27 protein-coding genes are annotated in these 25813 nt (G+C 38.9%); all 27 read left to right on the forward strand.

Annotation, left to right across the window (positions count from 1 at the left end):
• The first annotated feature begins 146 nt into the window (after positions 1 to 146).
• Positions 147 to 1352 (forward strand): acyl-CoA dehydrogenase, encoded by a 1206-nt coding sequence (locus tag AC2VNP_RS10580; RefSeq protein ID WP_486917308.1) that lies wholly within the window; start codon positions 147 to 149, stop codon positions 1350 to 1352.
• A gap of 16 nt (positions 1353 to 1368) precedes the next feature.
• On the forward strand, positions 1369 to 3006 hold the full coding sequence (locus AC2VNP_RS10585; RefSeq protein WP_486917309.1) for a long-chain-fatty-acid--CoA ligase: 1638 nt from the start codon (positions 1369 to 1371) through the stop codon (positions 3004 to 3006).
• Positions 3007 to 3045: 39 nt separating this feature from the next.
• Positions 3046 to 3819, forward strand: a complete 774-nt coding sequence (locus AC2VNP_RS10590; protein WP_275118487.1) for an SDR family oxidoreductase — start codon at positions 3046 to 3048, stop codon at positions 3817 to 3819.
• A gap of 31 nt (positions 3820 to 3850) precedes the next feature.
• Entirely contained in the window at positions 3851 to 5026 is a 1176-nt protein-coding gene (locus AC2VNP_RS10595; RefSeq protein WP_486917310.1) for a thiolase family protein, read from the forward strand.
• Between the two features lie 31 nt (positions 5027 to 5057).
• On the forward strand, positions 5058 to 5810 hold the full coding sequence (locus tag AC2VNP_RS10600) for an SDR family NAD(P)-dependent oxidoreductase (RefSeq protein WP_486917396.1): 753 nt from the start codon (positions 5058 to 5060) through the stop codon (positions 5808 to 5810).
• A 22-nt stretch (positions 5811 to 5832) separates the two neighbouring features.
• Positions 5833 to 7449 carry a long-chain-fatty-acid--CoA ligase gene (locus AC2VNP_RS10605; RefSeq protein ID WP_486917311.1) on the forward strand — a complete coding sequence of 539 codons (1617 nt, stop codon included), beginning with the start codon at positions 5833 to 5835 and terminating at the stop codon, positions 7447 to 7449.
• Between the two features lie 84 nt (positions 7450 to 7533).
• Positions 7534 to 8100, forward strand: a complete 567-nt coding sequence (locus tag AC2VNP_RS10610) for a TetR/AcrR family transcriptional regulator (RefSeq protein ID WP_486917312.1) — start codon at positions 7534 to 7536, stop codon at positions 8098 to 8100.
• Positions 8101 to 8176: 76 nt separating this feature from the next.
• Complete coding sequence (locus AC2VNP_RS10615; protein ID WP_486917313.1) at positions 8177 to 9061, forward strand: 3-hydroxyacyl-CoA dehydrogenase family protein; 885 nt, start codon at positions 8177 to 8179, stop codon at positions 9059 to 9061.
• Complete coding sequence (locus AC2VNP_RS10620) at positions 9061 to 9840, forward strand: enoyl-CoA hydratase (RefSeq protein WP_486917314.1); 780 nt, start codon at positions 9061 to 9063, stop codon at positions 9838 to 9840. Before AC2VNP_RS10615 ends, AC2VNP_RS10620 begins: the two co-directional genes overlap by 1 nt.
• A gap of 89 nt (positions 9841 to 9929) precedes the next feature.
• On the forward strand, positions 9930 to 10337 hold the full coding sequence (locus AC2VNP_RS10625; RefSeq protein ID WP_486917315.1) for an acyl-CoA thioesterase: 408 nt from the start codon (positions 9930 to 9932) through the stop codon (positions 10335 to 10337).
• A gap of 52 nt (positions 10338 to 10389) precedes the next feature.
• The gene (locus tag AC2VNP_RS10630) at positions 10390 to 11457 is read left to right on the forward strand and encodes a phosphotransferase family protein (protein WP_486917316.1); all 1068 of its coding nucleotides are present in this window, start codon (positions 10390 to 10392) and stop codon (positions 11455 to 11457) included.
• A gap of 19 nt (positions 11458 to 11476) precedes the next feature.
• Positions 11477 to 12211, forward strand: coding sequence for a 2-phosphosulfolactate phosphatase (locus AC2VNP_RS10635; RefSeq protein WP_486917317.1), 735 nt, complete (start codon positions 11477 to 11479; stop codon positions 12209 to 12211).
• Positions 12212 to 12214: 3 nt separating this feature from the next.
• Positions 12215 to 13990 carry an acyl-CoA dehydrogenase family protein gene (locus AC2VNP_RS10640; protein ID WP_486917318.1) on the forward strand — a complete coding sequence of 592 codons (1776 nt, stop codon included), beginning with the start codon at positions 12215 to 12217 and terminating at the stop codon, positions 13988 to 13990.
• Between the two features lie 18 nt (positions 13991 to 14008).
• Positions 14009 to 14773 (forward strand): SDR family NAD(P)-dependent oxidoreductase, encoded by a 765-nt coding sequence (locus AC2VNP_RS10645; RefSeq protein WP_486917319.1) that lies wholly within the window; start codon positions 14009 to 14011, stop codon positions 14771 to 14773.
• 14 nt (positions 14774 to 14787) lie between these two features.
• A complete protein-coding gene (locus AC2VNP_RS10650; RefSeq protein WP_486917320.1) occupies positions 14788 to 15567 on the forward strand; it encodes an enoyl-CoA hydratase/isomerase family protein in 780 nt (259 codons plus the stop codon).
• A 25-nt stretch (positions 15568 to 15592) separates the two neighbouring features.
• On the forward strand, positions 15593 to 16576 hold the full coding sequence (locus AC2VNP_RS10655) for a quinone oxidoreductase family protein (protein ID WP_486917321.1): 984 nt from the start codon (positions 15593 to 15595) through the stop codon (positions 16574 to 16576).
• Positions 16577 to 16831: 255 nt separating this feature from the next.
• Entirely contained in the window at positions 16832 to 17695 is an 864-nt protein-coding gene (locus AC2VNP_RS10660; RefSeq protein WP_486917322.1) for a branched-chain amino acid ABC transporter permease, read from the forward strand.
• Positions 17695 to 18687, forward strand: a complete 993-nt coding sequence (locus tag AC2VNP_RS10665; RefSeq protein WP_486917323.1) for a branched-chain amino acid ABC transporter permease — start codon at positions 17695 to 17697, stop codon at positions 18685 to 18687. Before AC2VNP_RS10660 ends, AC2VNP_RS10665 begins: the two co-directional genes overlap by 1 nt.
• Before the next feature lie 14 nt (positions 18688 to 18701).
• The gene (locus tag AC2VNP_RS10670; RefSeq protein WP_486917324.1) at positions 18702 to 19487 is read left to right on the forward strand and encodes an ABC transporter ATP-binding protein; all 786 of its coding nucleotides are present in this window, start codon (positions 18702 to 18704) and stop codon (positions 19485 to 19487) included.
• Positions 19459 to 20166 (forward strand): ABC transporter ATP-binding protein, encoded by a 708-nt coding sequence (locus AC2VNP_RS10675; RefSeq protein ID WP_486917325.1) that lies wholly within the window; start codon positions 19459 to 19461, stop codon positions 20164 to 20166. Before AC2VNP_RS10670 ends, AC2VNP_RS10675 begins: the two co-directional genes overlap by 29 nt.
• Before the next feature lie 123 nt (positions 20167 to 20289).
• Complete coding sequence (locus tag AC2VNP_RS10680; protein WP_486917326.1) at positions 20290 to 21498, forward strand: ABC transporter substrate-binding protein; 1209 nt, start codon at positions 20290 to 20292, stop codon at positions 21496 to 21498.
• Positions 21499 to 21591: 93 nt separating this feature from the next.
• Positions 21592 to 21765, forward strand: a complete 174-nt coding sequence (rpsU, locus tag AC2VNP_RS10685) for a 30S ribosomal protein S21 (RefSeq protein WP_003323311.1) — start codon at positions 21592 to 21594, stop codon at positions 21763 to 21765.
• Positions 21766 to 21787: 22 nt separating this feature from the next.
• A complete protein-coding gene (locus AC2VNP_RS10690; RefSeq protein WP_275118505.1) occupies positions 21788 to 22231 on the forward strand; it encodes a GatB/YqeY domain-containing protein in 444 nt (147 codons plus the stop codon).
• A gap of 278 nt (positions 22232 to 22509) precedes the next feature.
• Positions 22510 to 23862: an NfeD family protein gene (locus AC2VNP_RS10695; RefSeq protein WP_486917327.1), complete on the forward strand. Its 1353-nt coding sequence runs from the start codon at positions 22510 to 22512 to the stop codon at positions 23860 to 23862.
• Between the two features lie 2 nt (positions 23863 to 23864).
• Positions 23865 to 24863 (forward strand): flotillin-like protein FloA, encoded by a 999-nt coding sequence (floA, locus tag AC2VNP_RS10700; protein ID WP_486917328.1) that lies wholly within the window; start codon positions 23865 to 23867, stop codon positions 24861 to 24863.
• A 23-nt stretch (positions 24864 to 24886) separates the two neighbouring features.
• Positions 24887 to 25417, forward strand: a complete 531-nt coding sequence (locus AC2VNP_RS10705) for a hypothetical protein (RefSeq protein ID WP_486917329.1) — start codon at positions 24887 to 24889, stop codon at positions 25415 to 25417.
• Between the two features lie 107 nt (positions 25418 to 25524).
• Positions 25525 to 25809 (forward strand): sporulation protein YqfC, encoded by a 285-nt coding sequence (yqfC, locus tag AC2VNP_RS10710; protein ID WP_216830094.1) that lies wholly within the window; start codon positions 25525 to 25527, stop codon positions 25807 to 25809.
• The last annotated feature ends 4 nt before the right edge of the window (positions 25810 to 25813 follow it).

A 25813-nucleotide genomic window follows, 5' to 3' on the forward strand; every position in this document is an offset into this window, starting at 1 on the left:
ATTTTAATAATTTACCCTTGAATATTCTGAAAATATAGTCTAATATAATACAAGAATAAGTGTTTTCAATCAGTCATATATTTTTTTATCTCTAACATACTAACCGGTTAGTGAGTATGTAAAATTCCATTTTGGAGGGGTATATTATGAATTTCGATTTTAGTCCGAAAGTTCAGGAGTTACAAGCAAGGTTAACTGATTTTATGAACGAAGTTGTGTACCCAAATGAAAAGGCTTACAAAGAGCAACTTGATCAACAAGAAACTCGTTGGAGCGACATTCCGCCAGTAATGGAGGAAATGAAGAAAAAAGCTAAAGAAGCTGGCCTTTGGAATTTATTCTTACCAGAAAGTGATCATGGGGCAGGTCTTTCCAATTTAGAATATGCTCCATTGTGCGAAATTATGGGACGTTCTTTTATTGCTCCTGAAGTTTTTAATTGTAACGCTCCTGATACAGGAAATATGGAGGTCCTTGTTCGTTACGGAACAGAGGAACATAAGGAAAAATGGCTAAAGCCATTATTAGAAGGTGAAATTCGTTCTGCGTTTTGTATGACAGAACCAGATGTTGCTTCTTCAGATGCGACAAATATTCAAGCTGAAATTCGCAGAGATGGCGATGAATATGTAATTAACGGAAGGAAATGGTGGTCGTCTGGAGCTGGTGACCCTCGTTGTAAAATTTTGATCGTCATGGGGAAAACAGATCCTAATGCAGCTCGACATGAACAACAGTCGATGATCCTCGTACCAATGGATACACCAGGAGTTAATGTTCTTCGTATGCTTCCTGTATTCGGCTATGATGATGCACCTCATGGACATGCGGAAATTGAATTTAAAGATGTTCGTGTACCAGCGTCTAACATTCTTTGGGGAGAAGGAAAAGGATTTGCCATTGCTCAAGGACGATTAGGGCCTGGTAGAATTCACCATTGTATGCGAACGATCGGAGCTGCTGAACGAGCGTTTGAACTGATGGTTAAGCGTGCAAAGGAACGTGTCGCTTTTGGAAAAACGATTGGTGAGCAAGGTGTAGTAAGAGAAGCGATTGCCAATTCAAGAATTGAAATTGAACAAGCCCGTCTTCTTACGCTAAAGGCAGCTTATATGATGGACACGGTTGGAAATAAAGTGGCGAAAAAAGAAATCGCAATGATTAAAGTCGTTGCACCTCAAATGGCTCTAAACGTCATTGACCGAGCGATTCAAGTGCATGGAGGAGCTGGTGTAAGTGAAGACTTCCCGTTAGCTTATCAGTATGCAGGAATTCGTACACTTCGATTAGCGGATGGTCCAGATGAAGTTCATAGAGAGTCAATTGCCAAACTGGAATTAAGAAATTATTAATTGGAGGGTCTGTTAAATGAGTAAGAGTTGGTTACCTTTATACCATGAAAACATTAGTGAACAATCTAATATTGAAGAAAGATCTCTAACTAACTTATTTGAAGAAACGGTGAAAAAATATCCTCAAAATACAGCATTAACTTTCTATCATCTAACTTGGACATATGAAAAAACATATGCAATTGTTGAAAAGCTAGCTTCAGCTCTAGCAGCAAGCGGTATGAAAAAAGGTGATCGCCTTGCTATTATGTTACCGAATTGCCCGCAATACGTATTCTCGTTATTTGCAACATTTAGAGTAGGCGGTATTGTTGTTCAAGTCAATCCGATGTATGTCGAGAGAGAGTTGGAATATATATTACAAGATTCTGATGCAGAGTATATGGTCATTTTGGCTGATTTGTATTCACGTCTCAACAATGTCCGTAAGAAGACTTCTTTAAAGAAAGCAATCGTTGTCGGTTTACAACCAGGAGTTGAAGTTGACCTTCAAGGAGATGATATTCTTTTTGATGATTATGTAGCCGAAAGCCATCCGCCGGCGCCAACAGTTACCATCGACCCAGCTGATGATATTGCCGTACTTCAATATACAGGTGGAACAACAGGCGTATCGAAAGGGGTTATGCTGACTCATCTTAATTTCATCTCAAATATCGAACAAACTTACGACTTCATGTACAAAGTACTTGATGAGTTTCCAAACAACGCAAAAGTAGTGAATGTTCTGCCGATGTTCCATATTTTCAGTTTAACTTGTGTCAATTTCTTATGTGTTCGTCACGGTGGAAATCAAATTTTACTACCTCGTTTTGAAATGCAAGAAGTACTTGAAACAATTAAGAAAGAGCAGCCTTTCCAATTTGCTGGTGTTCCAACGATGTATGTAGGATTTAATGCGGTCGGACAATACGATGTATTTGGACTTGATCAAATTAAAAGCTATGTAAGCGGCGGATCTTCTCTTCCAGTAGAAGCTCTTGAGCAGTTTGAAAAAGGAACAAATACTCAAATTTGTGAAGGGTTTGGTCTTTCTGAAGCATCACCAGTAACTCATTTTAACCCTTCTTTTAGAGAACGTAAGGCAGGAAGTATTGGTATTCCATTACCAAGTACAGATGCAAAAGTTGTTCGAGTAACGGAAAATGGGTTTGAAGAAGCTCCTGTCGGTGAAGTAGGAGAATTAATTATTAAAGGCCCACAAGTGATGAAAGGGTATTGGAAAAAGCCTGAAGCTACTGCTGAAACAATTAAAGACGGTTGGTTATATACTGGTGACTTGGCGCGAATGGATGAAGATGGCTATTTCTACATCGTTGATCGTAAGAAAGATATGATCATTGCTAGTGGATATAATATTTATCCTCGTGAAATTGAAGAAGTGCTGTATCAACATCCAGATGTTCAAGAGGTTATTGTACTTGGTATTCCTGATCCATATCGTGGTGAAACCGTTAAGGCATATGTAACACTTAAGGGTGGATCACCGCTAACAGAAGAAGAGCTAATTAAATTCTCTCAATCTTACTTAGCAGCTTATAAGGTACCGAAATTCATTGAATTCCGAGATGAATTACCAAAATCTGCGGTAGGGAAATTATTAAAACGTAAACTGAGAGACGAAGAATTAGAAAAAATTAAAGCACCAAAGTGATAGATTACCAGAACAATAGAGAAAGAGGCGATAAAAAAGATGAACGTACTAGATTTATTTAAACTCGATGGAAAAACAGCCATCGTTACAGGCGGGGGCCGAGGACTTGGAGCACAAATGGCTGAAGCCTTTGCTGAGGCGGGGGCCAATGTAGTCGTTTGTTCTAGAAAGCTCGAAGCTTGTGAAGAAATTAGTAAACAATTACGTGAAAAAGGTGTTCGTTCGATCGCATTCCAATGTGATGTAACAAATCCAACTGAAGTCCAAGACGTAGTGGATGGAACGCTTGAGGAATTTGGTTCGATTGACATCCTTGTTAATAATAGTGGAGCAACTTGGGGTGCACCAGCAGTTGAAATGCCGTTAGAGGCGTGGAACAAAGTAATGAATGTTAATGTGACAGGTACTTTCCTAATGTCACAAGCTGTTGGTCGAGAAATGATTAAACAACAATCTGGAAAAATCATTAATATTGCCTCTGTAGCCGGGCTTGGCGGTGCTGACCCTCGTGTGATGGATACGATTGGGTACAACGCTAGTAAAGGTGCAGTGATAACGTTTACAAAAGATCTAGCTACAAAGTGGGGTCAATATAATATTAACGTAAATGCGATCGCACCAGGATTTTTCCCGACAAAAATGTCTCAAGGATTATTAGATCAAGGATCTAAGTTAATCTTAGAAGGTACACCGTTAAATCGCTTTGGTAGCGATTATGACCTTAAAGGGGCAGCTTTATTTTTAGCATCGAATGCCTCGAACTTCGTAACTGGCGATGTTCTTATCGTTGATGGTGGAAGCCACGCTATGTAATTCAAATTCTAAAATGTAGGAGGAAAAAGATATGTCCAAAAGAGATGCTGTTATTGTTTCAGCGGTTCGTACGGCAATTGCAAGACAAGGAGGTGCTTTTGCAACACTTCAAGCTCACGAATATGGAGCTGTTGTGATTAAGGAAGCATTGAAAAGAGCCAATGTGTCAGCAGAAATGGTCGAAGACGTTATATTTGGAAATGTACTAAGCGGCGGCGGAAATATTGCTCGCTTAACTGCTTTACAAACGGGATTGTCACAAGAAATTCCAGGGGTAACGGTGGATAGACAGTGTGGTTCAGGAATGAATGCAATTAACCTAGCAGCTCAAGCAATCAAAGCAGGTGACGGTGATATTTTTGTCGCTGGTGGAACTGAGAGTATGAGTCGAGCACCTTATTTAATGGACCGTCCAACAAAACCATACAGCATGATGCCTCCAAAATTTAGATCAGCTCAATTATCACCGAAAGAAATTGGTGACCCGCCAATGGGAATTACAGCTGAAAACTTAGCTAACAAGTATTCTATTTCTCGTGAAGAGCAAGATGAATACGCTTTAATGAGTCAGCAACGAATGGCTGCTGCGATGGAAGCGGGTTATTACAACGAACAAATCGTTCCTGTCGATATTCCAGTTCGAAAAGGCGAGCCGATTCGTGTTGCTGTCGACGAGCATCCGCGTCCGTCTACAACACTTGAAGGATTACAAAAGCTTCCACCAGCCTTCATGAAAGATGGGACAGTTACAGCAGGAAGCAGTTCAGGACTAAATGATGCTGCTAGTGCTCTCGTCCTCATGTCTCGTGAAAAAGCAGAGGAGTTAGGTTTAAAACCGTTAGCGGTTGTAAGAGAGTATACAGTTAGTGGTGTTGACCCAAATATTATGGGGATTGGACCAGTACCTGCAACTCGTAAACTATTAAATAAAGCTGGTTTGACAATGGATGATATCGATCTAGTGGAATTGAATGAAGCATTCGCAGCTCAAGTGATCGCTTGTAACCGCGAGCTAGAGATTGACTTAGCAAAACTAAATGTTAACGGTGGAGCAATCGCTCATGGTCACCCACTTGGTGCAACAGGGGCTATCCTGACAACAAAAGCTGTATACGAGCTTGAGCGCCGAAATGCAAGAAGAGCAATTATTACGGCTTGTATCGGCGGTGGTCAAGGGATTGCTACATTAATTGAACGAGAAGTGTAATTGTTAATGAACAAGGATCGGGGTGCTAATGATGAGAGTTAAAGATAAAGTAGCGGTTGTAACAGGGGGGAGTAGTGGCATTGGCCGTGCCACGGCTCTTCGCTTAGCTGAAGAAGGAGCTAAGGTCGTTGTTTCTGATGTCAATGAAGAAGCAGGGAAAGCTACTGTTTCTGATATTGTACAAAAAGGTGGAGAAGCCCACTTCCATAAAGCTGACGTTTCGAATGAAGAAGATGTAAAAGCATTAATGGCATCTACTTTTGAACAATATGGATCCATTGATGTTGTCTTTAATAACGCAGGAGTTGGAAATCAACAAAAAAAAATTACCGAAATCGAAACTGATGAGTGGGATCAAGTCGTAAATATAAACTTAAAAGGTGTTTACCTCGGTATGAAGCATGCTATTCCATATATGGAAAAAGGTAACGGCGGGTCGATCATCAATACATCAAGTGTTCTCGGAATTAAAGGAATGAGATACCAAGGTCCATACAACGCTGCTAAAGGCGGAGTAATTACGCTGACGAAAAATGCAGCGCTGGAGTTTGGTACAAAAAATATCCGTGTGAATGCAATAGGGCCAGGAGTGATAGATACACCTATCATTAATGACTGGAAAGAAGATGAGTGGAAGTGGGGAATTATCTCTAAAGCAAATGCTTTGAGACGCTTAGGGAAGCCGGAAGAAGTGGCCAACGTCGTATTATTTTTAGCATCAGATGAAGCATCGTTCGTTACAGGGTCAACGATGATGGTTGATGGCGGCGGTCTAACATATTAAATCAGGATTGAGGAGGAGTAAAGTGATGGAGAAAGTTTGGCTCAATCAATATCCAGAAGATATTAAAACAACGGTAGACATCCCAGTAAAAACGATACCGGATATTTTAAAAGAAACGACTCAAAAATACCCGCAACATATTGCTTTAACGTTTTATGGAAATGAAATGACTTATGAGAAGTTAGCTCAATTATCACAGGCATTTGCTTCTGCGTTACAAGGAGCTGGAGTTCAAAAAGATGACAGAGTAGCTATTATGTTGCCGAACTGTCCTCAATTTGTCGTTTCCTATTACGGGATTTTGACAGCCGGCGCTATTGTGACACAGGTTAATCCAATGCTTGTAGAACGAGAATTAGCTCATATTTTAATAGATTCTGGAGCAGAAACAATCGTAGTCTTTGATGCGTTATATCCTCGTTTTAAAGCAGTACAAGAGCAAACGAAGGTAAAGAATGTGATTGTTGTTAGCTTTGGTGAGCCACCATCACTAGAGGAAGACCTCAGCTTTGAACAATTTCTTAGCACAGCAAAAAGCTTTACTCCTCCTAAATTTGACCCTGAACTAGATGTTGCTGTACTACAATATACAGGGGGAACAACCGGTCGTTCTAAAGGTGCTATGTTGACGCATCGTAATTTAATTGCCAACCTAGAGCAAGTCTATGAATTTTTTAAGAATGATTTTGAAGTAGGAAAAGAACGAACGTTGACCGTTATTCCATTGTTTCATGTATTTGGGATGACGTCTTGTATGAATTTAGCTATTTATACAGCGGCAACGAACATTTTACTTCCACGCTTTGATTTACAAGAAGTCCTCGAGACGATTAAAAAAGAAAAGCCTACTACATTCCCAGGGGTTCCAACGATGTACGTTGCGATAACGAACCATCCGAATGCTCAAGACTATGGAATTGACAGTATCCGGATTTGTAACAGTGGTAGTGCACCGATGCCAGTTGAACTGATGAAAGACTTCGAGGCTAAGACAGGAGCAAAAATTCTTGAAGGCTATGGCTTATCTGAAACAGCACCGACTACACATGTCAATCCGATGTTTTCCAAAAGGAAACCTGGCAGTGTAGGTATCGGAATACCATCAACTGAGTATAAGATTGTCGATGTTGCATCAGGGACAGAAGAAGTTCCTGCCGGGGAAACAGGTGAAGTGATCATCCGTGGACCTCAAGTAATGAAAGGGTATTGGAATATGCCTGAAGAAACAGAGCATACATTACGTAACGGTTGGTTATATACAGGTGATATCGGAAAAGTAGATGAAGAAGGTTACCTATATATTGTCGATCGTAAAAAAGATATGATCATTGCCAGCGGATTTAATATTTATCCAAGAGATATTGAAGAAGTATTATATGAACATGAAGCAGTACAAGAAGCAGTCGTTATTGGTATACCAGATCCGTATCGTGGGGAAACCGTAAAGGCCGTCATTGTATTAAAAACAGGAAAGACAGCAGATGAACAAGATATGATGAAGTATTGTCAGAAAAACCTTGCTGCTTATAAAGTTCCCAAAATTATAGAATTCCGTAATGAGCTGCCTAAAACGAGTGTAGGCAAAATTTTAAGACGGACACTTCGCGAAGAACATCAAGAAGATAAGAAAATGTCATAAATACTAGATCAGGTATGAAGGGAAGTGACACATAGTATGCTATAATGGGAAATTGAATAAAAAGAGATGGTGAGGTTAAGGCCAATGAAAGATAAAATTTTTGAAAAAAGTATAGACCTTTTTGGTGAAAATGGATTTTCAGAAACATCCATTCAACATATTGTGGATGCACTAGGTGTTACAAAAGGTACATTTTATTATTACTTTACGAGCAAAGAGCAAATCTTGATGGAAATTCATTTACGCTTTATAAATGATATATTGGCGAAACAAGAAGCTATTATTCAAGATCCTAAACAGAATTATCAAGAAAAGATTTATCAGATCATCTGTATGTTAATGAAAAATATTGAGGCTCAAGGAAAGAGTGCAAAAATCTTCTTTCGAGAAATGCAAAATCTTTCTGATGGTCACCTTTCGCAAATTTTTGAAAAACGCGATGAATTCCGAATTAAGTTTCAAGAGTTAATTGAATTGGGTATGGAAAAAGGTGAATTCCGAAAAGATCTAGACTCACACATAGTAGCATTAGGAATTTTAGGAATGGTGAACTGGAGTTATCATTGGTTTGACCCTGATGGTCCATTATCTGATATTACAGTCGCTAAAATATATATTGATTTAGTCCTAAATGGAATAAAAGCTGAATAGTAAGGATATCTCCCTTTTTGGGAGTTATTATATCAGTAACATACTAAACGGTCAGTATAAGAGGAGGTAACACAAGATGAATGTAAACGATATTAAAAATATTACGGTTATAGGTGCAGGTTCAATGGGGCATCAAATTGCAATGCTTTGTGCTTTAGGTGGATATCAAACCACGCTACAAGATATTCAGGAAGATGCATTACAAAAAGCGAAAGAAAGTCTTCAGTACCAAATGGGTAAATGGGTAAGCAAAGGTAAGATCAGCCAAGAGGCTTTAGACGAGGCGTTTGGTAGATTAAACGTGACGACTAGCTTAGAAGAAGCTTCTGTAAATGCAGACTTTGTTATTGAAGCAATCGTTGAAAAACTTGATGTGAAAAGAGAGCTATTTGAAAAGCTAGATCGTTTTACACCTCCACATGCTATTTTAGCAACAAACAGTTCGACAATTATTAATTCTAAGATTGCAGACGTAACTTCAAGACCGGAAAAGGTATGTAATATGCACTTCTTCTTCCCGCCTTTAGTTATGGACTGTGTAGAAGTGGTTATGAGTGATCAAACATCAGAAGAAACAGCACAAATTACAATGGATGTATGTAAACAAATTAACCGAACGGCTGTCTTACTAAAAAAAGAGATTTGGGGCTTTGTTGCTAATCGCCTATTATTCGCTCTTCATGCGGAAGCTATTAAGCTCTATGAAGAAGGAATTTGTGACTTCAAAGATATCGATATCATTACGAAAAAATCATTAAATCATCCTTTAGGACCATTCGAACTAATGGATTTATCAGGAATTGACGTAGGCTATTTTGCTCAACAGCAGCACTATAAGGAAACAGGAGATCCAAAAGATAAGCCTGCAAAATGTATTGAAGAAAAAGTAAAAGCCGGTGAGCTAGGAAGAAAAACAGGTAAGGGCTGGTATGATTATGAAAAAGCAGGGGTGAAGAAATAATGGGACAATTAGTAACATTAAAAAAAGAGGCTGGTATTGGAATTGTAACTATTGATAACCCGCCACTGAACGTACTTAGTCAACAAGTTGTGACAGAATTAAATGAAGTGTTTACAGCGATTGAGAATGATGACGAAGTAGTTACTGTCATTTTAACCGGTGCAGGAAACAAAGCGTTTATGGCGGGAGCAGATATCAAAGAGTTTCCTCAGTCGATCGGCCAACCAAACATGAAAGAAAATGTGATGAAAACACATGAAGTACTTAACCATATCGACTTTTTGCCGAAGCCGACGATCGCTGTATTAAATGGGCTCACATTTGGCGGCGGGGCTGAGTTAGCGTTAACTTGCGACTTAAGAATTGCTGAAGAGCACAGCCAATTAGGTTTACCTGAAATTAAACTCGGTATCTTTCCAGGAGGTGGCGGTACACAACGTTTACCACGCTTAGTAGGAGAAGCAAAAGCTAAAGAATTAATGTTCATCGGTGACCCAATTACAGCCGAAGAAGCAGAGAAGATTGGCTTAGTCAATAAAGTAGTCCCGAGCGGAAGCGGGATGGAAGCAGCAATGGCTGCAGCTAAAAAAATTAGCGGTTATTCTCTTCAAGCTCTTTCAAGAATTAAAAAAGCAGTTGATGAGGGAAGCAATATGGAATTCCATGCAGCAATTGAGCGAGAAGCGGAGCTTTTTGCTGAAGTCTTCCAAACAGAAGATGTCCGTGAAGGAGTCCAAGCTTTTATTGAAAAAAGACGTCCAGTGTTTACTCATAAGTGATGTTTAAATCAAATTAGAAGAGGTGAAATTTTTCACCTCTTCTATACCCTCAAAAGCTTACCAATAAGTAGAAAGAAAGGGGCTCGTTCATGAAACATGAAATACAAGTGAAAGTGCGGGCTTGTGAAACAGACGGCTTAGGCCATGTTAGTAACATAAGCTATTTTATTTACTTAGAAGAAGCACGAGTGGAATTTTTTAAATTATTTACTTCAGATATGGATATGAAAAGCTGGAATTTTATCTTAGCGCATACAGGCTGTGACTTTGTCAATCAGGCCTACTTTGATGAAATATTGACAGTTGCTACGTCTGTGGAACATGTAGGTAATTCTAGTTTTGAAGTGTCTCATCACATCTATAATCGTCATCAACAATTAATTGCAAAAGGTAAGGCAGTCGTTGTTTACTTTGATTTTGAAGACCAAAAAAGTAAGCCTATACCAGAACCAATAAAAGAAAAGTTAAACCAATTTTCGATAAGTACTCCATCTTAAAGAAAGTTGTCTATTATAAAAACTGAATTTTCTTGAAAAAGGAGGACTTAGAATGAGTTATAAGGATACAATTCCAGTTCGCCAAGGCGAGGAATTAAATCAAAAGCAATTAGAAACGTACTTAAGAGGTTATGTTGAAGAACTTGAAGCACACCATCTTGAAATTGAACAATTTCCTTCAGGGCATTCTAATTTGACGTATGCCTTAAAGGCTGGCCCTTGGGAGGCAGTACTTCGCCGTCCACCTCTGGGACCGGTAGCTCCGAAAGCTCATGATATGAAGCGTGAGTATCACATTTTAAAGGAACTTCATCCGCTTTTTCCAGTTGCGCCTAAACCGATCGTATTCTGTGAAGATGAAGATGTAATAGGACGTCCATTTTTTATTATGGAGCGCCGTCATGGTGTCGTCATTGATACGGAATTCCCATCGAATATTGAAGTGACTCCTGAGATTTGCAGAAGTATTTCAGAAACGATGATTAATACGTTAGTAGATTTGCACAGCGTCGATTATCGTTCTACTAAACTAGTAGAAATGAGTCGTCCTGAGGGTTTCCTAGAACGGCAGGTACAAGGCTGGATTGGTAGATATCACAAAGCCAAAACCGATGAAGTAAAAGGAGTAGAAGAGCTTACGAATTGGTTAGCCAATAACGTTCCAACGTCACCGGATCCATCTGTTATTCATTATGATTTTAAACTAAATAATTCAATGTTTGCTCATGATGATATAACTAAGATTGTTGGTCTATTTGACTGGGAGATGACAACAGTTGGTGACCCGCTGGCTGATTTAGGCGTTGCTCTAGGGTATTGGATTGAAGATAGTGATCCAGATCTGCTAAAGATCGGATTTGGCAAACCGCCAGTTACCATCCTTCCTGGGTTTATGACAAGAAGTGAAATGGTCGAAGCATATGCGAAAAGAAGTGGACGTGATGTATCCGATGTTCATTACTACCTTACTTTTGCGTATTTCAAATTAGCGGTTATTGCCCAACAAATCTACTATCGATATAAAAAAGGCCAAACGAATGACGCCCGTTTCTCGAAGTTTAACTATACCGTTGCAAGTTTAATTCATCACGGGCTAACTGTTTCAAAAGAACCGTTCTAGTCCGAATGAGGTGGTGTACATGAGTAAAATTCATGTCGTATTAAAAAAAGAAGAAGTAAGCAATGAAAAGGTAGAAGGTAAAATTGCGATCGTATTTGATGTTCTACTAGCAACATCAACTATTACAGCATCGATACATTATGGAGCAAACTGTGTCATTCCTGTAATAGACCAAGAAGAAGCAAAGAAAGTAGCAAACGAGAGAAATAATGATGAGGATGTTTTAGTCGGCGAATATGAAGGAAGAGCAATCGACGGCTTCCTTGTTCCCAATCCGGTCATGATTCGAGATCAAGTTAAAGGGAAAAACGTTATTCTTTCAACGACAAATGGCACAGTAGCTATTCATAAAGCATCAGGAGCTGACCACATCTATATCTCATCGTTACTAAATTGTAAATCGATTGCTGAAGTGATCAATGAGCGTCATCAGGATGAAACGATCGTTATTATTTGCTCAGGTTCTTCTAATGAATTTTGCTTGGAAGATTTCTATGGAGCAGGTTGTATGATTGACCATTTACTAGCTGACCAAGAGTCCAATTGGGAACTTACTGACTCGGCTAGAGCGGCAAAATTATTTTACTCGGCTTACAAAGAACAAGGAAAGAATGTCTTGAAAGATTCATATGTAGGACAAATGCTCATACATTTTGATTGTGAGGAAGAAATAGAATTTGTTGCCAGCCAAGATATTTTACCGATTGTTGCCGTGTATGATCAAAAAAATATGAAAGTAGTCAAGGAGGAATAAAGAATGGGAGAAACACAAATGAAAGCAAAAGGCGGAAGCTTTCTTGTCTCATCATTAGAAGCGAATGACATATTTACTCCAGAAGACTTTACCGATGAACAGAAAATGATTGGTCAAACAGCTAGACAGTTTATTGATAAAGAAGTAGAACCTCATAATGAAGCAATTGAAAATCAAGATATCGAAAAAATTGTTTCTCTTCTTCAACAAGCCGGTGATTTAGGCCTTCTCGCTCATAGTATTCCTGAAGCCTATGGTGGATTAGGACTTGATAAAGTTAGTAAAGGACTTGTCGGTGAAATTGTCGGCAAATCAGGCGGTTATGGGGTCGCTCATTCCAATCATACGTGTATTGCTACTTTGCCGATTACGTACTTTGGAACAAAAGAGCAAAAAGAGAAATATCTACCCAAAATGGCTTCAGGTGAATATTTAGGTGCGTACTGTTTAACAGAGCCTTCTTCAGGATCAGACGCGTTAGCGGCTAAAACAACAGCAACATTAAATGAGGAAGGAACTCATTATTTGTTAAACGGGACGAAGCTTTATATAACAAATGCCGTCTTTTCGCAAACGTTTATTGTGTATGCGAAAGTCGATGGAGATAAGTTCACTGCATTTATAGTAGAAAAAGATTTTCCAGGTTTATCATTGGGGCCAGAAGAAAAGAAAATGGGTATCAAAGGATCATCTACTCGTTCTGTTATTTTCGAAGATTGTCTTGTTCCAGTTGAAAACGTACTTGGAGATATTGGCAAAGGACATGTCATTGCGTTAAATGTATTAAATTTAGGGCGTTTCAACTTAGGTTCAGCTTGTATGGGTGGGGCAAAATCAGCCTTATCATTAGGGATTACCCATACTAATGAGAGAAAGCAATTTGGGAAAAGAATTGCAGAATTTGGAGCAACTAAAGAAAAAGTAGCTAAAATGGCTGCTCGTATCTATGCGGCTGAGACATTGCAGTATCGCACAGCTGACTTATTAGAAAGTGCATTAGGTGGCGTATACGATACGGAAGATAAAGGCCTTGTTTCTCAGCGTTTAATGGAGTTTGCCTTAGAATGTGCCATTTGTAAAGTTTATGGTTCTGAAACATTAGATTATGTTGTTGACGAGTCATTGCAACTACATGGTGGAGCAGGCTTTATTAAAGAATATCGAATTGAACAGGCATATCGTGACTCTCGAATTAACCGAATTTTTGAGGGGACGAATGAAATTAACCGCTTACTTGTCCCAGGAATTTTCTTTAAGAAAGCAGCAAAAGGTGAATTACCAGCTTTAGAAGCTGTTAATCAAGCCATTGAAAGACTAAAGACAGGTGCTACGACGGTTGAGGGCGGAGAGCTCATAGCAGAACGTCAAGCGGTCCAATCTATTCGTGATACGTATTTAGCTTTAGCTGGAATTGCTTATCAGAAGTTTGGGGCCAAGTTAGATGATCAACAAGAGTTAGTGATGAAATTAGCGGATATTGGAATTGAACTATTTGCTGCCGAGTCAGCGGTGCTACGATCACAGAAAGCGATAGAAAGAAATGGCCCTGACAAAGAAAGGTTAAAAGAACAACTGGCGAAATTGGTCACAGAAGAAGCATTATTAAAAGTTCAAACCTTAGCAAGAGAATTCATCGGCGGACTAGAAGCTTCAACCGAAAGCGATGGTCTTCTTTCACTTATTACGAACCAACTATGTTCTTATCGCATGGAAAATAGAGTAGCTAGATTCCGTGAAATTGCATCGTATGCGAATGAAAGCGGTCAGTATACATGTTAAGCGTTTGGAGGAGATGAGATGTCACGATTTGATGGGCAAGTTTGTGTTGTTACAGGTGCAGGCAGTGGAATAGGAAAAGAAGCGGCTGTTCGCTTTGCAAAAGAAGGAGCCAAGGTGGTTCTTGTTGGACGAACAAAATCGAAATTAAATGATGTAGCAAAAGAAATCACCGCATCGTTTGGAGAAGGAACTGCTACCCCATTTCCAACTGATGTGACAAAAGAAGAAGATGTTCTGAAATTAGCTCAATTTGTTCAAGATACTTTTGGTCGTCTTGATGTTGTAGTTAATAATGCAGGAGGATCAGGGTCTTCTGCGATTTTAGAAATGGATGTAGAAGAATGGGAACGAACACAGGATACGAATTTAAAGAGTGTTTTTCTCGTATCGAAGCAACTAGGTAAGGTAATGATTGACTCCAATGTACAACAAGGGTCGATTGTAAATGTAGCTTCACTATCAGGTTATAAAGCAGGCGCTAAAATTCCTCATTATAGTGCAGCAAAAGCAGGAGTTATTAATTTTACGAGAGCGCTTGCCAATGAATTAGCCCCACATCATATTCGAGTCAATTCAGTTTCACCTGGGTTTATAGAAACCCCTTTAACTGAAAAAGGCTTAGAAAATGAGCATTTTACAGCTGCCATTAGGCGAAATACAGCTTTGAAGAGAGTTGGGAATGCTGAGGAAATTGCAAATGTCATTACGTTCGTCGCTTCAAGAGAAGCAAGTTATATGACAGGTTCTGATGTATTAGTTGACGGTGGTTGGCTTATTACCTAAAAGGAGGAAATCGAATGGAAAATCAACATTTATTAACTCATATTGAAGCAGGTGTAATGAGACTTACTTTAAATCGACCTGAAGCCCTAAATGCCTTTAGTCCAGAAATGATCACAGGATTAATGAGCTCTATTAAAGAGGCAAAGGAAAATCAAGATGTAAAAGTTGTCGTTATTAACGGGGCAGGACGTGCATTTAGTTCTGGCGGTGATGTAAAAACGATGGGAAAGGCTTCTGGTGCTCAAGTTTATGAACACATTGGAAAGCTGAATGAACTGGTCCTAGAAATTAAATCATTAGAAAAGCCTGTTGTGGCAGCCGTTCATGGTTTTGCAGCAGGGGCTGGATTTAATTTAGCATTAGCTTGTGATTTAATCTTGGCTGCTGATGATAGTAAATTCGTTCTAAGCTTTGCACAGGTAGGGCTCATTTCAGACGGTGGCGGTTTATTCTTCCTACCGAAAGTGCTTGGGCCGTATCGAGCAAAGGAATTACTATTTAGTGCAAAACCATTAGAAGCAGCCAAAGCAAAAGAATGGGGTCTAGTAAATGAAATTGTCCCAGTAGAAGAATTAGAGAGTACAGTCGGAGTATTTGCAAAACAATTAGCCAATGGACCGACAAGAGCTATTGGATTAATGAAGAAGATTGTGGATGAATCAGTAAATATGACATTAGAAGATGTATTAAAACGTGAGCAAATCACACAAACATTAATGGTTACAACCGAAGATCATTTGGAAGGTGTTCAAGCGTTTGTAGAAAAAAGAAAAGCAAAATTTACAGGAAAATAACTAGAAAAATAGGAGCGTGTAAATAATGAGAGCAATTCAATTTAGCAAATATGGTGGTCCAGAAGTATTAGAGATGGTAGAACTAGAAAAGCCAAAACCTGTCGGTAAAGAAGTATTAATCGAGATTAAAGCAATCGGCGTTAATTATGCAGATACAGCTAGAAGAGAAGGGCAGTATGTTGTTCCAACTCCTTTACCATATGTTCCGGGTGCTGAAGTAGCTGGTGTTATTACTGAGGTTGGAGATGAAGTTAAGAATGTAAAAGTAGGAATGTCTGTCGTGACTCTATTAGGGACAAAAAAATCAACAGGATATGCTGAATATACGATTGCTGATGAGCGTGGATTAATTCCCATTCCTGACGGTGTTGATTTTAACCTAGCGGTTGCATTACCACTTCAAGGTCTAAGTGCTTACCATGTCATTAAATCGATGGGACGCCTAGAAGAAGGAGAGACCGTATTAGTTCATGCTGCAGCAGGAGGAGTAGGTACGATTGCCGTACAGTTAGCCAAACTTATGGGGGCTGGAAAGGTAATTGCTACTGCGAGTAATGATGAGAAACTAGCTCTAGCAAAAGAACTTGGAGCGGATGTTTTAATTAATTATACGGAAGAAGGCTGGGAACAGAAAGTTCTTGAACATACAGATGGTAATGGTGTCGATGTAGCTCTTGAAATGGCCGGTGGCGACATTTTCTACAAGACTCTTGCGTGCCTGGCACCGTTTGGTAGATTAGTTGTTTACGGAGTGGCTAGTGGTCAACAAAATAAACTCTATCCTTCGTCTTTAATGGCAAAGAATCAGTCAATTATTGGCTTTTTCTTGCCTCAAATGATGAGAAAACCAGAGTTGTACAAACAAAGTCTAGTCGAATTGTTACAGTACGTTCAAACTGGTCAATTAAAGCTGCAAATTGGAGGCACATATCCTTTAGATCAAGCAGCAAAAGTACATGAGCTAATGCAGGGTAGACAAACGAGTGGAAAACTTGTATTAGTACCATAGAAATTGGAAGAAAAATGCAGTAAAGTTCTGTTTATAATTGTAGTAAATTGTCGTGAATAAGAGTGATTACCTGTCGTAAAAGAAGGGATTAGAACAAGTTTTGTCGTCTAATCTCTTCTTTTTAAAATACTAGTTTACAAATTTTCAAAACATTTAGTATAATTAACTCAATAATACTAACCGGTAGGTATAATGAGTGTTATACATATACTAACCGGTTAGTATATAAAAAATAATAAAAGGGGGTAGACCAAGTTGGAATTATTTTTTCAACAGCTATTAAATGGACTCACAACTGGAAGCGTTTACAGTCTTGTGGCTCTAGGGTTAACACTAGTTTTTGGTATTCTACACGTTCCAAACTTTGCACATGGGGCCTTTTACATGGTAGGGGCTTATGTGACATTAACAGTAATGACGGCACTCGGGGTTCATTATTGGGTGGCAATTGCAATCTCCGCTCTAGTTATTGCTTTATTATCAATCTTAACTGAGCGTCTGGTCTTTAGTAAACTAGGGACTGCTGACCCATTATCATTAATGATCGCAGCCATTGGTATACTTTTCTTCCTAGAGTCATTTTCTCAATATATATGGGGAACAGAATACCAAAGAATGTTTACTCCTTATGGGGATACTATCAATTTGTTTGGTCTAACAGTTACTTTCCAAAGGGTCCTTATTATTATTGCAGCAGTAGTACTGATGATCTTATTACATTTATTCTTAACTCGTACAATGACTGGTGCTGCTATTGTGGCGATGTCTCAAAATCGTGATGGTGCCTTCCTTGTAGGAATTAATGCAAATAAAGTTGCCATGCTTACATTTGCTATTGCCGGTGCTTTTGCAGCAATCGCTGCATCGTTAGCCGCACCTATTAATCTAGTATTTCCTAGTATGGGGAACTTAGTAATTATGAAAGCTTTCGTTATCATCATCCTCGGAGGAATGGGAAGTATTCCCGGAGCAATTCTAGGTGGATACATACTAGGGATTGCAGAGAGTCTGGGTGCAACATATATTTCAGCTGATTATAAAGATATCATTGCTTTCGTACTTCTAGTTATCATCTTAACGTTCAAACCAACTGGAATTTTTGCGAAGGGGGTTCATTAATGAAATCGTTCCTTAATGAAAGAAATACCTTGCTCCTTCTGCTCTTGGTCGCAATCGCATTCCCGCTAGTTACTCAAAATAACTATTACATTCAAGTTATGATCCTTGTCTTTATTTGGTCAATTGCTGTATATGGTTTGAATACAATCACTGGTTTTATAGGCCAACTATCTTTAGCGCATGCTGGGTTCTTTGCAATAGGTGCCTATTCATTAGGTCTTCTTACTGTTAAAGGAAACATGTATTTCTGGGTAGCATTTGTGTTTGCCATTATTATAGCTTCAGCTATTGGTCTTTTAGTTGGCTTAGTTGCACTTCGAACGAAGTCTCACTTCTTTGCGATCTATACAATGTCAGTTGGGTTCTTAATTTATTTAATTATCTATAAAGCAGAATTTACAGGTGGAGTTAGAGGTCTCATCGGTGTTCCAAATCCACCAGGTTTAGGACCAATCACTTTTAATTCTATGCAGTCTCAATATTACTTAGTTCTATTTTTCCTAATTTTAACCGTTTTCTTCATGAGAAGAATGGTAAGATCACTGATTGGAAGGACATTTGTTGCGATCCGAAATAGTGATGAACTTGCCCAAACATTAGGAATTTCAGTAATGAGAAATAAATTAATTGCCTTTGTAATTTCTGCAGCCTTTGCAGGTATGGCAGGTGCATTATATGCGTCATTTATACGTTTTATCGGTCCAGAAATTGCTTATATCCATGTAGCATTTGAAATTCTTCTATACTTACTAGTTGGCGGAATTGGAACGTTAACTGGCCCAATTTTAGGCACATTCATTGTAGTTGTCTTAACTCAAATGCTTCAATTCTTAGAGCAATATCGAATGCTTATTTTCGGACCAATTGTAGTATTACTCATTCTCTTCTATCCGCGTGGGATCGTTGGTGGCTACTTAATGTGGAAGTTTAAGCGAAAGCAAAAACAAGCGAAAGTTAGTGGTGCAGCGGATAAACAACAAAAATCAGCATAGGAGGTGCAAGAACATTGTTATTAAAAATAGAGCAACTAACAAAATCATTTGGTGGACTCACAGCAGTAAACCAAGTTGATTTAGAAATCGAAAAAGGAAAAATTACAGCTGTTATTGGGCCTAACGGTGCTGGTAAATCGACGTTCTTTAATTTAATTAGCGGCTTCCATTTGCCGACATCAGGAAAGATTACTTACAAAGGTGAAGATATTACGACGCTGCCGGCCGAAAAAGTAGCGCGGCTAGGAATAGGTAGAACGTTCCAAACGACTCACTTATTTGAACAAGCGACTGTCATTGATAATGTTATCGTTGGTCATCGCTTACGAACGAAATCTGGTTTATTTGATGCCATTTTTCGAACAAAAAGGGAGAAATTAGAAGAACAAAAGTGTCTAGATAAGGCGATGGAGTGCTTAGAGTTTGTAGGACTTACACACCTAGCCCAATATCCGATTTCTTCTATTACTCAAGAAGAGAAAAAACGTGTTGCTTTTGCGTTAGCGTTAGCAACCGATCCTGAATTAATTTTGTTAGATGAACCAGCAGCAGGTGTTAACCCAGATGAAACAGATGGTCTGGCGGCGTTAATGAAAAAAATGGTTGATCGAGGAATTACAGTTTGTTTAATCGAACACAAGATGCCAATGATCATGTCACTAGCAGACAAAGTGGTTGTTCTAAACCATGGTAAGAAGATTGCAGAAGGTACTCCAGAAGAAATTCGAAACAATCAATTGGTTATAGAAGCGTATTTAGGAGGGAGTATTGATGCTAAAGCTCACCAACTTAACAGTTAATTACGGTAAATTTGAAGCGTTAAGAGACATTTCTTTAAATGTAGAGCAAGGTGAATTAGTCGTCTTGCTTGGCGCCAATGGTGCAGGGAAAAGTACACTGTTTAAAGCGATAAGCGGACTTGTAAAGCCAGTTAAAGGTGAATATCTCTTTAACGGCAATAATGTGATTGGGATATCTCCTGACAAAATGGTGGCCAGCGGTGTCGTTCAATGTGCTGAAGGCAGAATGTTGTTCCCACAAATGTCAGTCTATGAAAACTTGAAAATGGGCGGGTTCGTCCATCGAAAAGACAAAGTTGGGATGAAAAAATCACTAGAAGAAGTGTATGACTTATTTCCAATTTTGAGAGATAAGAAAGATGATCCTGCAGGTTCATTAAGTGGAGGTCAACAACAAATGGTTGCCATTGGGAGAGCGTTGATGGCCAAACCGAAATTGTTAATGCTAGATGAACCATCACTTGGACTGGCACCACTTATTGTTGAGCAAATGTTTGGTATTATCAAACAGATTAATGAAAACGGTGTCACAGTATTACTTGCCGAACAAAATGCGAGTGCTGCATTGTCGATTTCAACTCGAGGGTATGTCATTGAAAGTGGCAAGATCGTAATGAGTGGTTCAAAAGAAGAGCTATTTAATAACGATGAAATTAGAAAAGCGTATATTGGTGCTTAATGGATTGCAGTACCTATAAAGCAACTAAGTTTTAGGAGGTGATGTGAAGTAATAGAGGGGAGTTATGTTTGATGATTTTGTTTGGCTTGAAATGAATTCATTTATTTAAGGGGGATTTATGAGATGAAAAAAGGAAAACAGTGGATCTTAGCTTGCTTACTATTTGGATTAATGTTGTTTGTTGCAGCATGCGGTAATTCGAACTCAACATCAGAACCTGCTAGCAATAGTAATGATGGAGAGGCTGCACCTGAAGTTAGTGATGAGGAACAAATCATTTCTATTGGATACACTGGACCACTAAGTGGACCAGCCGCATTCTATGGTGAAAATACAGTTAGTGGATTACGTATGGCAGCTGATGAAATAAATGAAACTGGTTTTGAAGTAAACGGACAAACATATAAAATTAACTTAGTTACTTTAGATGATATGTATGCACCAAACGAATCAGGTACTAATGCACGTCGTATTGTCCAAGAACATAACGCACCTGTTATTTTTGTTCCACACAGCGGTGGGGTTTTCGCAACACAAGTATTTAACGAGCAAGAAGAGTTTTTAATTGCAGCTTACACAAGTGAACCAACGATTCTTGAGCAAAATAACTCTTTAACATTCCGTATTCCTCCTGCGTATACGGTTTACCCTGAAGTATTTACTGAGTATTCTCAAGAGCGTTTTGGTAACAAATTAGCATTACTTCCAACAGCTACTCAATACGGTAAGGACTGGACTGAGGCATTAGTTCCGGTTTGGGAAGAGCATGGCGGTGAAGTTGTATTTAAAGGTGAAGTAGATTTCAGTAAAGATACGGACTTCTTTACAATCGTTACGAATGCACTTGCTCAGAAACCGGATGTTATTTTTGTAGGAGGTCCTTCTCAACCGACTGCTTTAATTATCAAACAAGCACGTGAGTTAGGATTTGAAGGTGGATTTATGGTTATGGACCAAGCGAAATTAGAAGAAATGGCACCAATCCTTGAAGGTTATGAAATGTTAGAAGGTGCAATCGGTGCTTTACCGATCATTGATAGTGACGCTGGAGGAGCTTCTGACTTTGTAAGTAAGTACGAAGCTGAATTTGGTCGTATTCCAACTGCAGAAGGTGCTTTTAACTATCAAGCTCTTTATGTCCTTGTAGAAGCTATGAAAGCTGCAGGAACTGTAGATGATGCAAATGCAATTATGGCTAACCTGGATGCCGGAATTAAAACACTTCCGGACGACAAGATGGTATGGCACTTAACTGGAATGGATGGTCAAGGTTTCGATTGGTTACCGTCGATCGGCTATGTTGAGAACGGCGAAGTAATTATTATCGAATAATAAGGTTGACCGATACAATCTATTGTATTATAATCAAAAAAGACTTGTTTTTTTGAAGTCGCTAGTTGGTTGTTTCGGAGGGAGGGAAATAAAATGGCAGAAACTCGTGTTCGCAAAAATGAATCGATCGATGCTGCTCTTCGTCGCTTCAAGAGATCACTTTCAAAAGAAGGAACATTAGCTGAAGTGAAAAAGCGTAAGCACTATGAAAAGCCTAGTGTAAAGCGTAAGAAAAAATCTGAGGCAGCAAGAAAGCGTAAGTTCTAATTCGTAAGAGAGGGTGTATCGATTGAATCTTCTAGATCGTCTTACTGATGATATGAAGGCAGCGATGAAAAGCAAAGAGAAGGAAAAACTCTCTGTTATCCGTATGGTGAAATCTTCGTTGCAAAACGAACAAATCAAACTTGGACGTGAGCTTTCTGAAGATGAAACACTTACGGTACTAAACCGCGAACTCAAGCAACGCAGGGAATCCCTCCATGAGTTTGAAAAAGCCAACCGTGATGATTTAGCTTCAAAGCTGCATGGAGAAATTGAAGTTCTCCAGCAATACTTACCAGAACAGCTTTCGGAAGAGGAAGTCACTCAAATTGTTCAAGAAACAATTTCTGAAGTGGGTGCTGCTTCAACAGCAGATTTTGGAAAAGTAATGGGAGCAATCATGCCAAAGGTAAAAGGCAAAGCTGATGGCGGTCTTGTTAACCGTCTTGTTAAACAGCATTTATCATAAAAGCTAGAAAAGAGTCTTGTATTTATACAAGGCTCTTTTTGATTTATTCTTTTAATTGATTCTTTTTAAATGGTGCCAGGTACCTTCTTGAAGGTACCTGGTACCATTTATTTTTCATTTTTTTCTTTCTGCATCACAAATACTACTTCTTCAAGGTTTTATTTTGAAATGCTTTATTAAATTCATGACTAATTATTCGTTAAAAAAGTGAAACCTTGATATACTAATAACGTATATGTAATAACAACCGATCAAATATAAGAAAGGGGGGCTTAAGATTGGGGAGAAAGCTACTTATTAGGTTTTATCTATTTTTAATGGTCACTGCTTTCTGTCTTATACCACTACAATTTTTTGTACATAGTCAAACCCCGACATCACAACCAATTGTTTATTACATTCCTGTTGAACAGACAGTGGAGCGAGGACTAGAGGCGTTTATGAAACGATCTATAGAGTCTGCTATAGAAGAAGGTGCAGATCATATCGTTCTAGAAATTGATACTCCGGGTGGGGCAGTCGATGCGGCTGGAAACATTGCTAGGTTGTTAAGAGAGACAGATATCCCCATTACAGCTTATGTAGTAAAAGATGCTATTTCCGCAGGAGCATATATTGCACTTAATGCAGATCAAATTGTAATGGCGCCTGGATCATTGATGGGCTCAGCTAGTGTTATTGACGCAGCAGGTAATGCCGCTGAAGAAAAGATGCAATCGTATTGGATTGCAGAGATGGAGGAATCAGCTAAACTAAATGATCGTGATCCTCTTTATGCAAGAGCGATGGCGGATAATACTGTTGATTTACCAGAGTTCAATGCCGAAAAGGGTAGAATTTTAACGTTATTATCAGGAGATGCATTAGAAGTGGGTTATGCTGATGCGTTAGCCAGCAATCGTACAGAACTACTAGAATTTTTACAGCTAGAAAATGCGATTGAAAAGGATATGGAAGTAAGTTTTGCGGAACAAATTGCTCGTTTTGTTACACATCCGGTTGTTATACCTATTCTATTATCGATTGGAAGTTTAGGACTAGTGCTCGAACTGTATTCCCCGGGATTTGGTGTTCCAGGAATTATGGGAATTTCAGCATTATTACTTTTCTTTTTTGGACATTTATTTGCTGGATTTGCAGGATTGGAATCTGTCATCCTTTTTGGAGCAGGAATTGTTTTAATTCTCATTGAAATATTTGTCCCTGGGTTTGGAATATTTGGCGTGCTAGGGATAGGTTCCATTATAGGAAGTATGATTTTGGCCTCGTACTCCACAGTTAATATTCTAATCTCATTATTAATTGCAGTTATCATTACAGCGATCGCATCCATTCTTATCTTTAAATATTTTGGTTACCGTGGTCCAATGAAGAAAATTGTTTTTACGGGTGCCACAACAACAGAAGAAGGTTATATTTCAAATGTGACTAGAGACGAACTAATAGGGCAAGTAGGGGAGACAATTACCCCATTACGACCTTCCGGAATGGCGCTGTTCGGCAACGACCGTCTTGACGTTGTTTCTGAGGGAGGGTATATTGAACAAGGTAAGGAAGTAGAGGTAGTATATACTTCTGGTTCTCGTATCGTTGTAAGAGAAGCTAAAAAACAATCACAAAGGGAGGAATAAGAGTGCTACAAGGAGATATTTTCATTCTCATTATTTTAGGTTTAATTATTGTTGCATTAGCGGTATTATTTACATTTGTTCCAGTGATGCTATGGATTTCGGCATTAGCTGCTGGAGTAAAAATTGGTATTTTTGAATTAGTTGGAATGAGGCTCCGTCGAGTCATTCCGGCGCGTGTTGTAAATCCGTTAATTAAAGCAGTTAAGGCAGGGCTTGATTTAAACACTAGTAAATTAGAGGGTCATTATTTAGCAGGTGGTAACGTTGACCGCGTTGTTAATGCATTAATTGCTGCACAGCGAGCTAATATTGATCTTAGCTTTGAAAGAGCAGCTGCGATCGATTTAGCTGGTCGTGACGTATTAGAGGCTGTACAAATGAGTGTAAACCCGAAAGTTATTGAAACGCCATTTATTGCAGGTGTTGCGATGGACGGGATTGAAGTAAAAGCGAAAGCACGTATTACAGTTCGCGCGAATATTGATCGTCTAGTCGGGGGTGCTGGTGAAGATACAGTTATTGCCCGTGTCGGTGAAGGGATTGTATCCACTATCGGTTCGGCTACAAATCATAAAAAAGTACTTGAAAATCCAGATATGATTTCTCAAACTGTTTTAACAAAAGGTTTAGATGCAGGAACTGCGTTTGAAATTCTTTCGATCGATATTGCTGATATTGATATCGGTAAAAATATCGGTGCTGAACTACAAACAGACCAAGCAGAAGCAGATAAGAAAATTGCACAAGCTAAAGCAGAAGAACGTCGTGCAATGGCTGTAGCGAAAGAACAAGAGATGAAAGCGAAAGTTGAAGAAATGAGAGCGAAAGTTGTAGAGGCTGAAGCAGAAGTTCCAATGGCTCTTTCTGAAGCACTTCGCAGTGGTAATATGGGTGTTATGGACTATGTTAACTATCAAAACATTATGGCTGATACGGATATGAGAGACTCCATTGGTAAAGCAACCAACGATAGTGACGATGATAAAAAGTACGGTAAATAATCCTCTAAAAGGAGGAGTTAACATTGAATATTCTTGATTTCCTATTTGGGAATATCTTTTTCGTTATACTTATCTTAGGTGCTTTGTGGAATTTCTTCAGCCGGCAAGCAGAAGCAAGAAAAGAAGCTGAGCAAGACAAAAAACCACAAAGAGAACAAGAAATTGACTGGAAAGAAATTTTCCGTCAAGAGCAGACTCCTGACGAAAGGGATAAACCTCAACCGACTGTAGCAAGAGATGTTGAACCATCGTTTGAACCGTCTTTTGAGCCGATTCATCGAGAGGTGGATACCGCCACGAATGATCGACGAACAGAAATGGAGAAATTACGCGATCAATTAGAGGAAAAGCGGAAAAAGTTAAAGCGTGCAGAGATCAGTACGCAAGCTGCCATTTCGGATTCACCGATTATGAAAAATGAAATAGGGAAAAAGCGAACGAAGCTCGATCTTAATTTTGAGAACATTTCTCAAGAAGAGGCTATGAAAGGAATTATCTGGTCTGAAATCTTGGGTAAGCCTCGAGCGATGCGTTCCTATTCTAATAAAAGATAATATGGTTGGGTTAAAAACAAGGCTAAGTAAATTCTTAGCCTTGTTTTTTTATTTTATAGTGATAGTCAATCTCTTCCTGTCATAAAAATGAGAGGAGAGGAGGTTCTCTGATGAAAAAGTGGCGACAACAAGTGAAGAAATTTCTTACAGACCAGATGGAGCTACCACCTGATGTAATGATGGATTTACCCCGTATTACAATGATAGGACAAATTCATATTTATATTGAAAATCATCGCGGTGTCCTTCAATTTTCTAATGAAGAGATCCGTTTATTATTGTCTCAAGGTCAGCTCTTAATCAAAGGAGAACAATTTGTCATCAAGACGATACTACCTGAAGAACTCCTATTAGAAGGAAAGATCGATAAAGTCTTATTTATTAATGAATAGATCA

It is taken from the genome of Alkalihalobacterium sp. TH-98, assembly GCF_057473385.1.

Coding starts and splice junctions, on each gene's coding strand:
- AC2VNP_RS10580 (WP_486917308.1), top strand. CDS start 147: ATGAATTTCGATTTTAGTCCGAAAGTTCAGGAGTTACAAGCAAGGTTA.
- AC2VNP_RS10585 (WP_486917309.1), top strand. CDS start 1,369: ATGAGTAAGAGTTGGTTACCTTTATACCATGAAAACATTAGTGAACAA.
- AC2VNP_RS10590 (WP_275118487.1), top strand. CDS start 3,046: ATGAACGTACTAGATTTATTTAAACTCGATGGAAAAACAGCCATCGTT.
- AC2VNP_RS10595 (WP_486917310.1), top strand. CDS start 3,851: ATGTCCAAAAGAGATGCTGTTATTGTTTCAGCGGTTCGTACGGCAATT.
- AC2VNP_RS10600 (WP_486917396.1), top strand. CDS start 5,058: ATGAGAGTTAAAGATAAAGTAGCGGTTGTAACAGGGGGGAGTAGTGGC.
- AC2VNP_RS10610 (WP_486917312.1), top strand. CDS start 7,534: ATGAAAGATAAAATTTTTGAAAAAAGTATAGACCTTTTTGGTGAAAAT.
- AC2VNP_RS10615 (WP_486917313.1), top strand. CDS start 8,177: ATGAATGTAAACGATATTAAAAATATTACGGTTATAGGTGCAGGTTCA.
- AC2VNP_RS10620 (WP_486917314.1), top strand. CDS start 9,061: ATGGGACAATTAGTAACATTAAAAAAAGAGGCTGGTATTGGAATTGTA.
- AC2VNP_RS10625 (WP_486917315.1), top strand. CDS start 9,930: ATGAAACATGAAATACAAGTGAAAGTGCGGGCTTGTGAAACAGACGGC.
- AC2VNP_RS10630 (WP_486917316.1), top strand. CDS start 10,390: ATGAGTTATAAGGATACAATTCCAGTTCGCCAAGGCGAGGAATTAAAT.
- AC2VNP_RS10635 (WP_486917317.1), top strand. CDS start 11,477: ATGAGTAAAATTCATGTCGTATTAAAAAAAGAAGAAGTAAGCAATGAA.
- AC2VNP_RS10640 (WP_486917318.1), top strand. CDS start 12,215: ATGGGAGAAACACAAATGAAAGCAAAAGGCGGAAGCTTTCTTGTCTCA.
- AC2VNP_RS10645 (WP_486917319.1), top strand. CDS start 14,009: ATGTCACGATTTGATGGGCAAGTTTGTGTTGTTACAGGTGCAGGCAGT.
- AC2VNP_RS10650 (WP_486917320.1), top strand. CDS start 14,788: ATGGAAAATCAACATTTATTAACTCATATTGAAGCAGGTGTAATGAGA.
- AC2VNP_RS10655 (WP_486917321.1), top strand. CDS start 15,593: ATGAGAGCAATTCAATTTAGCAAATATGGTGGTCCAGAAGTATTAGAG.
- AC2VNP_RS10665 (WP_486917323.1), top strand. CDS start 17,695: ATGAAATCGTTCCTTAATGAAAGAAATACCTTGCTCCTTCTGCTCTTG.
- AC2VNP_RS10675 (WP_486917325.1), top strand. CDS start 19,459: ATGCTAAAGCTCACCAACTTAACAGTTAATTACGGTAAATTTGAAGCG.
- AC2VNP_RS10680 (WP_486917326.1), top strand. CDS start 20,290: ATGAAAAAAGGAAAACAGTGGATCTTAGCTTGCTTACTATTTGGATTA.
- rpsU (WP_003323311.1), top strand. CDS start 21,592: ATGGCAGAAACTCGTGTTCGCAAAAATGAATCGATCGATGCTGCTCTT.